We start from the raw sequence: 13237 nt of genomic DNA, 5'->3' as shown, positions 1-13237 counted from the left end.
GCCGCATGTTCTTCCGGAGTAGGTATAGGGGTATTCAGCTCCGGCGGGGGGACACTGCGTATTTTCCGCAGCGATAAAGGACACTCATACATGACCAGAGGAATGGGGCGCCGTTCACTGGCGCTGACTGCAGCCGCGACGCTGACGCTCGGAGGCCTCGTCTTCGCAGCTCCGGCCGTCGCCGCCGAGACCACGCCGGCGCCGACGCCGACCGCTTCTTCGACACCGGAAGCGAGCTCGACTCCGGCCGCGGAGGAGACTGCCGCGCCGAAGGAGACCGAAGCGCCCGAGACGAAGATCACCGAAGAGCAGGTCGACAAGGCCGCCGACGAAGCGGCCGCGGCCGAGGTCGAGATCGTCGCAGTCGGTGTGAACGCTCAGGGTGACGATGTCATCGTGGTCACCGAGGACAGCGTCTCAACCGGCAAGGGTGAGGATGCCGTCGAGGCCTTCGCTGACAGTGTTGACGCCAAGAACGCCGAGATCGTCACGGTTCCGGCTGTGCTCGAGGCCTGGGCCGAAGGCGACGTCGTCGGTGGTCAGGGATACATGACCGAGACCGGCGGCGCCTGCTCGATCGGTTTCTCCGCCTACACGCCCGATGGTGCACCTGCGCTGCTCAGCGCCGGACACTGCGCCTTCGACGAAAACGGTGACAAGACCGCCCTCACGGCTCTGACCGTGCCCAGCGAAGAGCCGGCCGTTGACGGTCCGGGCTGGGTCCTTCCCGAGCCGACGGTCATCCTCGGTGAGTTCGGGTTCGCGCAGTTCGGTGGTCCTGGCTACACCTCGGGTGCGGAGAACAACCCGACCTCCATCGACATCTCGGTCATCGACATCAACGAGGCCGGTGGGTGGAACCCGCTTCCCGCCGTGACCGACTGGTCCACGGCCGGTGAAGCTCTCGACTCTCTGGCTGAGGGCTCCGTGAAGGTCACCTCGGTCGGCGAGCCGACGTACGGTTCCGTCTCGAAGAGCGGCCGCACGACAGGTTTCACGACCGGAACGATCGATCCGACTCTCGACATCCTCGACGGTTGGGCAGAGATCGTGGACGGCAACGGCAACGGACACTGGGTCCGTGGCTTCTCCAGCGATGTCGAGGGTGCTCCCGGCGACTCGGGTGGCGCGGTCATCCAGGGCAACACGGCCGTCGGCCTCATCAGTGGTGGCAAGCCCGGCGTGTTCACGTGGGCCGCGTCCCTGACCAAGAGCCTCGAGTTCACCGACGGCTACACGGTCGCTCTGTCGATCGACAAGCCCAAGATCGATGCAGGCGACACCGTCGAGCGCGGCTCGACCATCACCGGCACGGTACCGAGCAACAACGCCAAGTCCGTCATCATCACGCGTGACGGCGGCGAACCCACTTCGGTCAAGGTCGAGGACGGCAAGTTCAGCTTCAAGGTCGAGAACAAGGGTGAGTTCTCCTACACCTTCACTGCCGTGAACGGCTACAGCCGCTCGGCGACCACCACGTGGGACGTCAAGGTCGTTCCGCCGGCGGTGGCAGCTCCTGTCATCACGTCGCCGGCCGACGGCTCGACGCTGGCCGCTCCGCTCACGAGCATCAGCGGCACCGGTGTCGCGGGTCACACCGTCGAGGTCAGCCTCGGTGACGACAGCAGCGGTGACAGCTTCGCGCCCGTCACGGTCGCCGAGGACGGCACCTGGACCATCGATGGCCTGTCCGTCGAGTCCTACGGCGAGTACACGGTCACCGCGCAGCAGTTCCGCAACGCAGAAGAGTTCTCGGGTGTCGTCCGATCGACGTTCACCCTGGCACCGGCCGCTCCGGCGATCACGTCGATCTTCGACGGCCAGGTCTTCGGTCCCACGGCCGGCCCGACGGGCCTGTCCGGCACCGGCATCGAGGGCGCAACGGTCAAGGTCGCGCTGAACGGTGTGGATGCCGCCAGCGCCACCGCGGTCGCCGCACTCGCGGCCGAGAGCGGCAGCTACCGCGCGACGGTCGTCGACGGCACATGGAGCATCGACTTCGAGGCGGCTCTCGAGCCGGGTTCCTACACGGTTCGCGCTGTTCAGACCGTCGACGGAGTCAACTCCGCTACGGCAGCTGAACTGGCATTCTCGGTATCGGCTCCGGCGCCCGCACCGGCACCGGCTCCGGGCGGCAACGGCGGCGGCGAGGCTCCGTCCGCCGGTGGCGACGGTGAGCTCGCAACCACGGGTATGGACACCACGGTCACCCTGACGGCCTCGGCCGGTGCGCTTGCGCTCATCTCGGCGGGCATCGTCCTGCTGATCGTGCGTCGTCGCAAGCTCGTTCAGGACTGACGAGTCTGACTGAGGGGCGGGCGCCGCAAGGCGCTCGCCCCTTCGTCGTCCCTCCGCGCCCCTGTCCCCCCCACGCGGCCGTCGCGCCGTGTCCGATTTCCGCCAGCATCCCTTCACGCATCGGTCCAGGATGGAACCGACCCGGCGCCGCCGGGCAGGAAAGGGACACCGAACATGAGCACCATCGCATTGGTCACCGGAGCCAACCGCGGCCTCGGACTCGCCGCAGCAACTGCTCTCGCCCGCACCGGAGCGACGGTCATCGTCGCCGGGCGCGACGAAGCGGCGGCCCGGGACAGCGCACAGAGCCTCGTCGACCAGGGGCTTCGCGCAGAGGCGCTGACGCTCGACGTCACCTCGACCGCCAGCGTCGCCGCCGGCGCTGCCGAGATCGAGCGCCGTCACGGCCGACTCGACGTCCTGGTGAACAACGCGGGGATCCTCCCCGAAGCGACGGCATCCGGCGCTCGCGAATTCGTCGACGTGGCATCGCTGATCGCCACGTTCGAGACGAACGTGTTCGGCGTCGCCAGCGTCACCGAGCAGTTCCTGCCGCTGCTGCGACGCAGTGAGGGCGCGCGCATCGTCAACGTCTCGTCGACCATGGGTTCGCTGAGCGATCAGTCCGACCCCGAGTCACCGTTCTACGCGAGCGTCGTACCGGCGTACCAGGCGTCGAAGGCAGCCGTGAACAGCTTGACGATCGGTCTCAGCAAGAAGCTCGGCGACGGGCCGATGAAGGTGACATCGGTCTGCCCCGGCTGGGTGCAGACGGACCTGGCACCGGGCAACCGCGAGCACGCGCCGACGACTCCGGAGGATGCCGCGCGGGTCATCGTCGCTGCGGCGACCCTCCCCGAGGACGCGCCTTCGGGGACGTTCATGGACATCGACGGTCCGGTCCGCTGGTGAACGAAGTCCGGGCGGTGAGCCTCACCGCCCGGACTTCTCCGCGCACGGCACGCACAACTCGGCGAACGGTCGCGCCTCCAGACGCTCCGACGGGATGCCGCGGCCGCAGTTCGTGCAGACGCCGTATGTCCCGGCATCCACCCGGATCAGCGCATCCTCGATCTGATGCAGTTCGGCCTGCGCGGCATCCGCGAGACCGGTCAGGCGCGACCATTCCGACGACAGGGTCACGCCTTCGGGGTCGTGCTCGTCGTCGTCGTTCGCGCCTTCGCGATCGTGCGTCAACTGCGAGAGTGCCGCGATCGCCGCCTCGGCGCGTGCGAGCGCGTCGACGCGCAGCTTCTCGAGACGCGTGCGCGGGTCGGCGGTCATCCCGCCATCCTGCCCTGCTCGAGCCACTCCGTGACGAATCGGTCGTTCGCGTGCACATGCGTCGCCTCGTAGGTGCCGCCGTCCAGCACCTCGAACCGATGCGCGATGAGCGCTGGCACGACGAGGATCTGTCCGCCCACCCCGACGACCTGTTCCTCGCCGACCGTGAACAGCGCACGACCGCGGTGGATGACGAACGTCTCGGCATAGGGATGCCGGTGCAATCGCGGACCGGAGCCCGGCGTGCTGTCGAACTCGCGGATGATGCTGACCGGCGACCCGATCAGATAGCCCTCGACGTTCTCGTCGGGACCGACGTTCCTGGGCTGGATGGTCATGGCTCTCCCTTCCATGACCGAGGGTACGCCGGACCCCGACGGTCCTCAGCGAATGACCTTCTGAAACCCGGAGGCTCCTTCGCCGGTCCAGCGATACAGCTCCAGAGTGGCGGCTTCCTGCTTGTGACCGCTGGAGTGGTCGTCGAAATCGCGGGCGACGTAGAAGTAGCCGTGACCGATGGGTTCGATGCCGACGTCGGACTTGAACTCCCACCCGTGGATGCCGGTGGGCTCGTGCGGCAGGCCCTGCTGCAGGAGCGGGAGTACGAGGCCGGTCTCTCCGTCGGACTGGCCCTGGATAGGCTGCTCGGTGACGGCTGCTGTCCCGTCGACGACGTACATGGTCCGGTTCGGGTACTCGGGCTTGCTGCCTCGGTAGACGCCCAGGTACCAGAGGCGGCTGTCGGCATCGTAGGACAGGTTCTGCACGCCGTAGTGGGTGTTGCCGGTGCGGACGAAGTACTTGGCGTCCTCTTCAGCGGGACCGGAGGTGTGCGGATCCGCCTGGGTCAGAGGCCGCTCGTACTCTCCCCACCCGGAGACGTCATACTGCAGGATCACCTGATTGTCGTTGTCTGCCCGGTCGTTGTTGCGGTAGACGCCGTAGGCGACCATGAGCTGCTGCTTGCCGTTCTTCGCGCCGAACGCGGGTCCGAAGGAGACGCCGTCGATGCCGCTCGAACCGTACCGGTGGTCTGCGGTGTCGCCCGTGTTGCCGTCGAACGTGCCGTCGCCGTCCATGTCCGCGGTGTAGTCCTCCACGACCTCTTCGAGGTAGACGGCGGTGACGATGCCCGAGTCCTCGGCGTCCATGCCCGATTCAGTGATCTTGTCGACGTCGAAGACGGCGATGTAGAAGGCCTCCTCGGCCTTGTACTCGAGGGAGCCGTAGACGCGGCCGTCCTTGCTGTTGAAATCCAGGTCGCCGAGATGGCCGGTGAACCCCTCGACGGTTCCCACGACGTTGCCGTGAAGGTCGGTCTTGACCAGCATGTCCGTGAACGAGTGGTAGACGAACCCGTTCTTCTCGTCGATGGCGATGCCCTGGATGTGTCCGGCATCCCACGACCCGGATGCGATCGTCTCCGGGTAGTTGTCGATCGCCTTCGGCGTCTCGGCGTGGCCGGGAGGGAGCGGGGAATCCGCCATGGCGGCGCCGGCAGGAGCTGCCACGCTGAGCACGGCGGCGAGTGCAACGGCACCGGTGAGAGGTGCGAATCTTCTTTTCATCAGTGAGGTTTCCTTAGGGTCTGGTGGATGCCGGAGGATGCCGCGGTCAGCCGACGGTCGCCGCGATGTCGGGCTGGTCGCTGAAGATGCCGTCCATGCCGGCATCCAGGAAGACCTGGATCTCGCCGACCAGGTCACCAGCGGCGGCCGGGTCGGTCGACGAGCGGAACTCGACCGGCAGGAACTGGTTCTCCAGGCGGAACGTCCAGCCGTGCACGTCGAGTCCTGCGGCGTGGGCGTCCGCGATCACCGGAGCGGGGGCACCCAGCGTGCCCTGCGCGGTCCGCGGGATCAGCACCGACTTCTCAGCGCCGATGCCGTCGGCGTACTCCGCGATCCCGGCGAGGCCGCTCGGCGTCACGAGGTCCGCGTACGTGCGCGGGTCGCCGGCGAGCGTGAAGTCGTACGGGCGTCCGGACGAGCTGATCAGCTGCGCGAGTGTCACATCGGTGAGGCCGGCGAGATCCTTCAGGTTCGACACCTCGAAGCTCTGCACGATCACCGGGGCATCCGCGGAGTCGACCCCATTGGCCTGCAGCGCTGCGACCAGCGGCTCCTCGAGCGAGAGCCCGATGGAGTCGAAGTAGCTCGGGTGCTTCGTCTCGGGGTAGACGCCGATCTGGCGGCCGTCGCAGCTGATCGAGTGGCGCGCGAGGTCGATGACCTCGTCGAGCGTCGGGATCATGTACAGGCCGTCGAATGCGGTGTTGCCCGGGCGGACCTGAGGCAGGCGCTCCTTGGCGCGGAGCGTGCGCAGCTCGGCGAAGGTGAAGTCCTCGGTGAACCAACCGGTGATGTTCGCGCCGTCGATGACCTTGGTGGTCCGACGGCCGGCGAACTCGGGTCGCGTCGACACGTCTGTGGTGCCGCCGATCTCGTTCTCGTGGCGCGCGACCAGGACGCCGTCCTTCGTCGACACGACGTCCGGCTCGATGTAATCGGCGCACTGGATGATCGCCTGCTCGTACGCGGCGAGCGTGTGCTCGGGGCGGTAGCCGCTGGCGCCGCGGTGGCCGACGACGGTGATGAACTCTTTCTCGATCTTCGTGCGGTCGAGGTCGATGACAGCGAACTCGGTGTCATCCGGGGTGCCGGTCGTGCGCGCGTCGTTGCCGGGGAAGTTGTTGTCGTTGGCGATGAGCAGGTTGCCGTCCTTGAGCTGCACGACCGTCTCGAGCGACTGCACGGGCAGCGACCAGACCTCGCCGGTGCCGTATCCGTTGCCGGCGCTCAACGCGTCAGGGTTGGAGATGCGGAGCGCGTCGAGCACCAGCTTCTTCTCGACGTGGCCCTCGGCATCCGTCTTCGTCAGATCGATCTCGTAGATGCGCTTGGTGACCGCCTGGTCGCCCTCGAAATCGTCGCGCTCCACGACGAGCAGGACGTTGTTCTTCACCGTGAAGGCGTCGCCGATGACGTTCGGCTCCTGGTCGGTCTGGTAGTTCCAGGAGCGGCCCGTGTACGCCCCGCTCTTCGTGTCGAACTCGTGGATCTCGCGACGACGCAGGTCGGTCTCACCCGTGTAGGCGCCCTCGACGATCGGGTAGAGGTAGCGGCCGTTCACCGAACCGGCCATCGCCTCGAAACCGCGGCTCGCGGGCAGCGTCGGGGCCGCGCCGCCGAGGTAGGGGTTCTGCGGCGACTGCACGCCGTCGAGGGCGAACGGCATCTCGAGGAGCGTGCCGTCGGCATCGAAGTGCAGCAGGAAGGGCCCGAACTCCTCACCGACCCAGAACGTGCCGTCCTTGGCGCGGACGACCGATTCGATGTCGAAGTCGGCGCCGGTGAGCAGGCGGTCGGAGGTTTCGTCGTTGACGATCGGGAAGTCGAGCACGCCGTTGCGGTCGTTGTACGAGATGAAGCGCTCGATGTCGATCTCGCCAGAGCCACCGGATGCGGTCTGCCAGGCCGGCCGCACCAGGTAATTGCGCAGCAGGAAGTCGGCGGAGTTGCCCTTCGAGCCGAATCCGTTGTCGGGTTGCGCCCAGAACGTGCCGTCGCCGTTGTCGATCACCGCGGAGAAACCGGGGATGACCTGGCCGTCCCACGGTCCCTGTCGCCCGTTCGCCGGGGTGGCCTGAGCGCCGGAGGCCGGCCCCTCGGCGAGGAAATCGGCGGACAGTTCGGCCCACGCGACGAGGGTGGGTTCGAACGCGTGCATCTTCGAGGTCGGGGTGGTCTGGTTTCCGGATGCCGTGGCCGGGGCGCTGATCAGCAGCGAGGCTGCGGTCGCGGCGACGGCGGCAGTGGCGAGGGCGCGATGGAGTCGTCTCATGCCTCGAGTCAATCGGCGCCCCTTGGAGCATCCGTGACGGGCTCATGGACTGTCGGTGACGCGGCGATGAACGGATGCCGGCGACCGGCGGCGAACCTCAGCCCAGGAGGAGTGAGAGCACCGTCGCGCCGCCGCCGACCAGGATCAGCGCGCCGATCGTGACCCAGGCGGTGACGCGGATGCGCTTCTGGCGACGCTCCGAGTAGATCGACAGATCCTCGGCCTCTTCGTGGTGCTCAGTCATGTTCTGCTCCTAGAGATCAGGGGGCGTCAGGCCGGCTCGGTGACGGTGGGGCCGAAGTAGCTCGGCAGAGTGGCCTGAGACCGCTCGCGCAGCTCGTCGACCGAGATGGTGAACACGTCCTGCACCTCGAGCTGAGGCTCGGTGTCGGTGACGCCGATGCGCATCACCGGGTAGTTGCGGCCCTCGCAGAGCCCGCGGAACTTCACGTCGTCCTCGCGCGGCACGGTCACGATGACGCGTCCGGTCGACTCGGAGAACAGCGCGGTCGCGGCATCCACATCGGAGCTCTCGATGATCTCGTTCAGCCAGACGCGAGCGCCGACGCCGAAGCGCATGACGCCTTCGGCGAGAGCCTGTGCGAGCCCGCCCTCGGAGAGGTCGTGCGCGGACGAGATCAGCCACTCGTCTCGTGCTGCCCCGATGAGCCCGGCGAGGCGCTTCTCGCCGGCGAGGTCGACGACCGGCGGGCGTCCGCCGAGGTGCGAGTGCACGGTCTCGGCCCATGCCGAGCCGCTCAGTTCGGTCTTCGTGGTGCCGAGCAGGTAGATGTTCTGCCCCTCGTCCTGCCAGCCGGACGGGATGCGCCGCGAGACGTCGTCGATGAGCCCGAGCACGCCGACCAGCGGGGTCGGGTGGATCGGCACGTCGCCGGTCTGGTTGTAGAACGAGACGTTGCCGCCGGTGACCGGGGTACCCAGCTCGTAGCAGCCGTCGGCGAGGCCGTCGACGGTCTGGCCGAACTGCCACATGACCTCGGGGTTCTCCGGCGACCCGAAGTTCAGGCAGTCGGTGATCGCGGTCGGCGTGGCACCGGTGACGGCCACGTTGCGGTAGGCCTCGGCCAGGGCGAGCTGCGCACCGGCGTACGGGTCGAGCTGGCTGTAGCGGCCGTTGGCGTCGGTCGCGATCGCGAACCCGAGGCCTGACTCCTCGTCGACGCGGATCATGCCGGCGTCGTCGGGGAACGCGAGGGCCGTGTTGCCGAGCACGTAGTAGTCGTACTGGTTGGTGATCCAGCGGGTGTCGGCGAGGTTCGGGGAGGCCACCAGCGCGAGGAACTGGTCGCGCAGCACCGACGCATCGTTCGAGCGGGGGAGGTTCTCCGCGGCATCCGCCTGGAGCGCGTCGATCCACGTCGGGTAGGCGACGGGGCGGTCGTAGACGGGGCCGTCGACGGCCACGGTGGAGGGATCGACGTCGACGATGCGCTCGCCCTGCCAGTCGATGATGAGGCGTCCGTCTCCGGTGACCTCGCCGAGCACGCTGGTCTCGACCTCCCACTTGTTCACGACCTCGAGGAACGCCTCGAGCTTCTCGGGCGCGACGATCGCCATCATGCGCTCCTGCGACTCCGACATGAGGATCTCCTCGGCCGTGAGCGTCGGATCGCGCAGCAGCACGTTGTCGAGTGAAACCTTCATGCCGCTGTTGCCGTTCGCTGCCAGCTCGCTGGTCGCGCAGGAGATGCCGGCGGCACCGAGATCCTGGATGGCCTCGACGAGCTCGCCGCGGTACAGCTCGAGGCAGCACTCGATGAGCACCTTCTCGGCGAACGGGTCGCCCACCTGGACCGCAGGACGCTTGGTGGGCCCGCCGTCGTCGAACGAGTCGGATGCCAGGATGCTGGCGCCGCCGATGCCGTCTCCACCGGTGCGGGCGCCGAACAGGACGACCTTGTTGCCGACGCCGGTGGCGTTGGCGAGCTTGAGGTCCTCGTGGCGCAGCACGCCGACCGCGAGGGCGTTCACGAGCGGGTTGGCCTGGTAGACGGCGTCGAAGACCGTCTCGCCGCCGATGTTCGGCAGGCCGAGGCAGTTGCCGTAGAAGCTGATGCCCGCGGTCACGCCGTGCACGACGCGTGCCGTGTCGGGGTGGTCGATCGCGCCGAAGCGCAGGGCGTCCATCACGGCGACGGGGCGGGCGCCCATCGAGATGATGTCGCGGACGATGCCGCCGACGCCGGTGGCTGCGCCCTGGAACGGCTCGATGAACGACGGGTGGTTGTGCGATTCGGCCTTGAAGGTGACGGCCCAGCCCTCGCCGACGTCGACGACGCCCGCGTTCTGGCCCATGCCGACCATCAGGCGCTCCTTCATCTCGTCGGAGACCTTCTGGCCGAAACGGCGCAGGTAGTTCTTGCTCGACTTGTAGGAGCAGTGCTCCGACCACATGACGGAGTACATGGCCAGCTCGCCCGAGGTGGGGCGGCGGCCGAGGATCTCGCGGATGCGGGCGTACTCGTCATCCTTCAGGCCCAGCGCGGCGTACGGCTGCTCCTTGTCGGGAGTGGCGACGGCGTTCTCGACGGAGTCGGGGACGTGCTGACGGGCGGATGCTTCGGGGGTGGTCACGCGCACTCCAAGGGAAAGGGCCGAGCGGGGCGTGTTCAGTCTACCGGCGCGGGGTCGTCGCAGTTTCAGGGGTGCCGGACGGACGTTCGGCACCCGCAGCCGCTACTTGTCCTTGCCCTTTCCGTTGCCCTCGCCGTTGTTGTTTCCTTTGCCCCGGTTGTCCTCACCCGCGCCCTGGGTGCCCTCGCTCTCGCCCTGGTTGCCCTCGCCGCTGTCGTCGGTCGGCTCGGTCACGGTCTCGGCCGGTGCACCCTGGTCGTCGTCACCGGCATCCGGCGCCGTATCAGAGTGTCCAGACGTGTCAGAGGCCGTGCGCAGCGACGTCATCGGCGCGATCCGGCCCGCCTCGCTCGGTGGCGGAATGAGGAACGCGGACCCGGCGACGATCGCCGCGAACACCAGCCCGGCCGCGCCCAGCAGGATGCGCCGCCACCGGCGCCACCGGCGGCGCCGGCCCGCAGGCGGAAGGACGGCCGTCGGCGCGGTGGGGGTGCCCTGATCGGACGCCGCGCCGAGCGTCGGCACGGGACCCGCAGGCATCGCGGGCTCATCGCTGCGTGCGAGCTCCCGCGCCGTGCGCGCCACCTCGAGCGCGCTCGGCCGCTCGGCCGGATCCAGTCGCGTCATCCGCTCCAGCAGGTCGCGCCATTTCCCGTCGACGGCATCCGGAATCGTCGGCGGTCGCATGACCCGCGCCAGTGCCGCGACGCGGCCAGAGCCGAGGTCCGGGTATCCGTTTCCGCCGGTCAGGGCGGCGAGGACGACGAGCCCCAGCGAGAAGATGTCCACGGCGGTGCCGGGGTCGGCATCGCGCAACTGCTCGGGTGCCATGTAGGCGAGCGTTCCGAGGACCATGCCCCGCCCCGCCGGCCGCGACCGGTCGACCGCGCAGGCGATCCCGAAGTCGGCCAGTTTCGCCGCCCACGGGATGTCGGGGTCGCCGGTGCGCGTCATGAGAACGTTCGATGGCTTCACGTCGCGGTGGACGATGCCCGCCGCGTGCACAGCGGCGAGGCCCTCGGCCAGATCCTGCGTGATGAGGGCGAGCTGGCGAGGCGGGATCTGCGTCTCTGTCATCAGGGTGGAAAGCGTCGGCCCGTCGACGAACTCCATCACGAGGTACTGCGGCCGGTGCGGCTCGAGCTGCGCGTCGAAGAGCGTCACCAGCGACGGATGGTTCAGTGACGCGAGCAGCGCCTTCTCGGTGTGCGCCCTGTCGGCGGAGCGCAGGACATCGTCGTGGTCGTGGATCATCTTGATGGCCACGGTGCGTCCGAGGTGGGTGTCCTCGGCGCGGTACACCGTCGCCATCCCTCCCTTGCCGACGGGACCCTCCAGCAGGTACCTGCTGTCGAGCAGAGCGGCGGTCGGCGATACGACTTCCAGCGTCATCGCGAACTCCTCGTACGTGCATCAGGGTCATGCATCCGAGCGAAGCTATCGATGAGTCGTGCGATCGTCAGCGGCCTTGACGTCGCGGCGGATAAGTGATTCGCACGACGACGGAAGCTACGGCTTCGTGTCGTCGTGGTGCACGATGCGCCCCAGCTCGACACCGCCGCCCGGCAGCTCCCAGTAGTGCAGCCGCCGCGCGCCGGCGACGTTCTGCTCCACGCTCGAGCGCATGCAGCGTGCGCCGTCCTCGCGCACCACGTACGAGTCCCCGCCGCCCTCGCCGGTGCGCAGGCGGTGCAGCTCTCGCGCAGGGATCTCGCGGTCGCGACCGGTGATGGCGTCGACGCACGTGCGGATCGCCTTGCTCAGCTGGCCCTCGTCCAGCGGGTTCAGCGATTCGATGAAATCGTCACCGAGGCGGTACTCGCGCAGAGGCCACCGCCCGCGTTCGCCGGGGGCGGTGCGGTTGCCCCAGGTGCGTTCGATCTCGAAGCGGATGCCGTCGGCGGTCGTGTCCACGTGCGAGCGCTCGGCGGCGCGACGGGCATCCCGCAGTGCCCGTCCGGTCTCGCGGCGGTCCTGCTCGGCATGGCCGAGCTTCGCCTCGGCGGTCGCCCGCTCCGCGCGTTCATCGGCCAGCTGAGAGCGAAGGCGATCGTTCTCGAGGCGCAGCTTCGCCACCTCGGCATCATTCACGCTCGCCGCGCCGTTCGCGCGCCCGACGAGGTTGGTGAGCGCCAGGACATCGGCGCGCAGACTCGTGATCTCCCTCGACAGCGACGTGACGTCGGTGCGGGTCGCGTAGTCGGTCGGCAGGGGAGCAGCGGATGCCACGGGGGCCGTCTCTGCGGCATCCTGGTCCGTCGCGGCATCCGACCGGCGCGGAAGGCGACGGTCCTCGCTCAGCCATGGTGCCCCGCCGATGACCAGCGGGAGAGCCGGGATCAGCGGCGCGTCCGGGTCGGCGTCCGTGCGGCTGAGGGCGGGATCCCCGCCGGGGAGCCGGGTGACCCGCACGCGGACGACGTCGCCCACGGCGAGCACGTCGCCGACGGGGCCGTCGCCGGAGTCGACGTCGCGGCGGCGCAGCACAGCGGAGATCCGAGGATGCAGCTGCACGGTCGCGCGCAGTTCCGTCACCTTCACGACGAGCGCAAGGGTGTGCGAGCCGTCGGGGAACGCCTCCAGATCGGGCTCGAGCGGCTCGGGGTGCAGTTCGGTGCCGTCGAGGATCCCGCTCGTCGGCGCTCCGACGACCAGCGCCGCGAGCAGCGGGATGTCCGGTGGCAGCAGCGCGTCCGTCGCGGTCACGGTCGTGTCGTCGTCGAGGCGGACGATGGCGCGGCTGCCGTCGGCGATGAAACCCTGCACGAGGCCGGTGGCGCGTCGCACTCGGGGAGAGGCGGCCGTTTCGACCGTGCGCTGCACGTTCTGCGACATGGCGTCGTCGATCAGATCGTCGGTGGTCGCGTGGTCGGGGAAACGCAACTGCGACCTGGTCCATGACGGCTCCGTGCCGAAGTCGATCGGATACGAGCGCGCCGCGCCCCCGAACGCGTGCGACTTCGGCGGCAGCAGCTGCTCGAGGTGGCGGGTCACCGCTCCCGTCTCGATCGTGACGACGTCGGCGAGGCCGTCCAATTCGCTGCGCAGCCGCGTCACGTCGAAGGCGAATCCGCCGTCCGGATCCGTGGAGACGAGCACGAGCGGATGCGTTCGCCTGGCGAGGATTCGGGCAGCGAGATCCTCCGCCTGCGAGGGGGTGACGACGTCGGCGGAAAGCATGGTTGCGAGTGTAGGCCGGGGGCCGAGACACGATGCG

10 protein-coding genes are annotated in these 13237 nt (G+C 68.6%); 2 read left to right on the top strand and 8 right to left on the bottom strand.

The genetic code is table 11. The annotated features are described in order from the left end of the window. The first annotated feature begins 90 nt into the window (after nucleotides 1-90). Both ACI7YT_RS18010 and ACI7YT_RS18005 read left to right on the top strand, forming a co-directional pair. Nucleotides 91-2298, top strand: a complete 2208-nt coding sequence (locus ACI7YT_RS18010; protein ID WP_406247525.1) for an LPXTG cell wall anchor domain-containing protein — start codon at nucleotides 91-93, stop codon at nucleotides 2296-2298. A gap of 174 nt (nucleotides 2299-2472) precedes the next feature. Then, nucleotides 2473-3210 (top strand): SDR family NAD(P)-dependent oxidoreductase, encoded by a 738-nt coding sequence (locus tag ACI7YT_RS18005; protein ID WP_406247523.1) that lies wholly within the window; start codon nucleotides 2473-2475, stop codon nucleotides 3208-3210. A gap of 21 nt (nucleotides 3211-3231) precedes the next feature. Here the strand turns inward: ACI7YT_RS18005 and ACI7YT_RS18000 are convergent, their stop codons facing one another. The 8 genes from ACI7YT_RS18000 to ACI7YT_RS17965 all read right to left on the bottom strand — a co-directional run bounded on the left by ACI7YT_RS18000 (nucleotide 3232) and on the right by ACI7YT_RS17965 (nucleotide 13200). Further along, nucleotides 3232-3582, bottom strand: coding sequence for a TraR/DksA family transcriptional regulator (locus ACI7YT_RS18000; protein ID WP_406247522.1), 351 nt, complete (start codon nucleotides 3580-3582; stop codon nucleotides 3232-3234). After that, nucleotides 3579-3920: a cupin domain-containing protein gene (locus ACI7YT_RS17995; protein WP_406247520.1), complete on the bottom strand. Its 342-nt coding sequence runs from the start codon at nucleotides 3918-3920 to the stop codon at nucleotides 3579-3581. The genes ACI7YT_RS18000 and ACI7YT_RS17995 overlap by 4 nt, the downstream gene beginning before the upstream one ends. Nucleotides 3921-3965: 45 nt before the next feature. Beyond that, nucleotides 3966-5150: a hypothetical protein gene (locus ACI7YT_RS17990; RefSeq protein WP_406247519.1), complete on the bottom strand. Its 1185-nt coding sequence runs from the start codon at nucleotides 5148-5150 to the stop codon at nucleotides 3966-3968. 46 nt (nucleotides 5151-5196) lie between these two features. Continuing rightward, the gene (locus ACI7YT_RS17985; protein ID WP_406247517.1) at nucleotides 5197-7425 is read right to left on the bottom strand and encodes an esterase-like activity of phytase family protein; all 2229 of its coding nucleotides are present in this window, start codon (nucleotides 7423-7425) and stop codon (nucleotides 5197-5199) included. Nucleotides 7426-7522: 97 nt separating this feature from the next. After that, a complete protein-coding gene (locus ACI7YT_RS17980; RefSeq protein WP_406247515.1) occupies nucleotides 7523-7669 on the bottom strand; it encodes a hypothetical protein in 147 nt (48 codons plus the stop codon). A gap of 26 nt (nucleotides 7670-7695) precedes the next feature. Continuing rightward, complete coding sequence (gene purL, locus ACI7YT_RS17975; RefSeq protein ID WP_406247513.1) at nucleotides 7696-10020, bottom strand: phosphoribosylformylglycinamidine synthase subunit PurL; 2325 nt, start codon at nucleotides 10018-10020, stop codon at nucleotides 7696-7698. A gap of 102 nt (nucleotides 10021-10122) precedes the next feature. Next, a complete protein-coding gene (locus ACI7YT_RS17970) occupies nucleotides 10123-11412 on the bottom strand; it encodes a serine/threonine-protein kinase (protein WP_406247511.1) in 1290 nt (429 codons plus the stop codon). A 117-nt stretch (nucleotides 11413-11529) separates the two neighbouring features. Next, entirely contained in the window at nucleotides 11530-13200 is a 1671-nt protein-coding gene (locus ACI7YT_RS17965; RefSeq protein WP_406247509.1) for a hypothetical protein, read from the bottom strand. Nucleotides 13201-13237: the final 37 nt, after the last annotated feature.

It is taken from the genome of Microbacterium sp. M (genome assembly GCF_045181065.1).
Lineage (GTDB): Bacteria > Actinomycetota > Actinomycetes > Actinomycetales > Microbacteriaceae > Microbacterium.
Note: the sequence above shows the minus strand (reverse complement) of the source record. Positions and strands in the feature narration are given on the sequence as shown.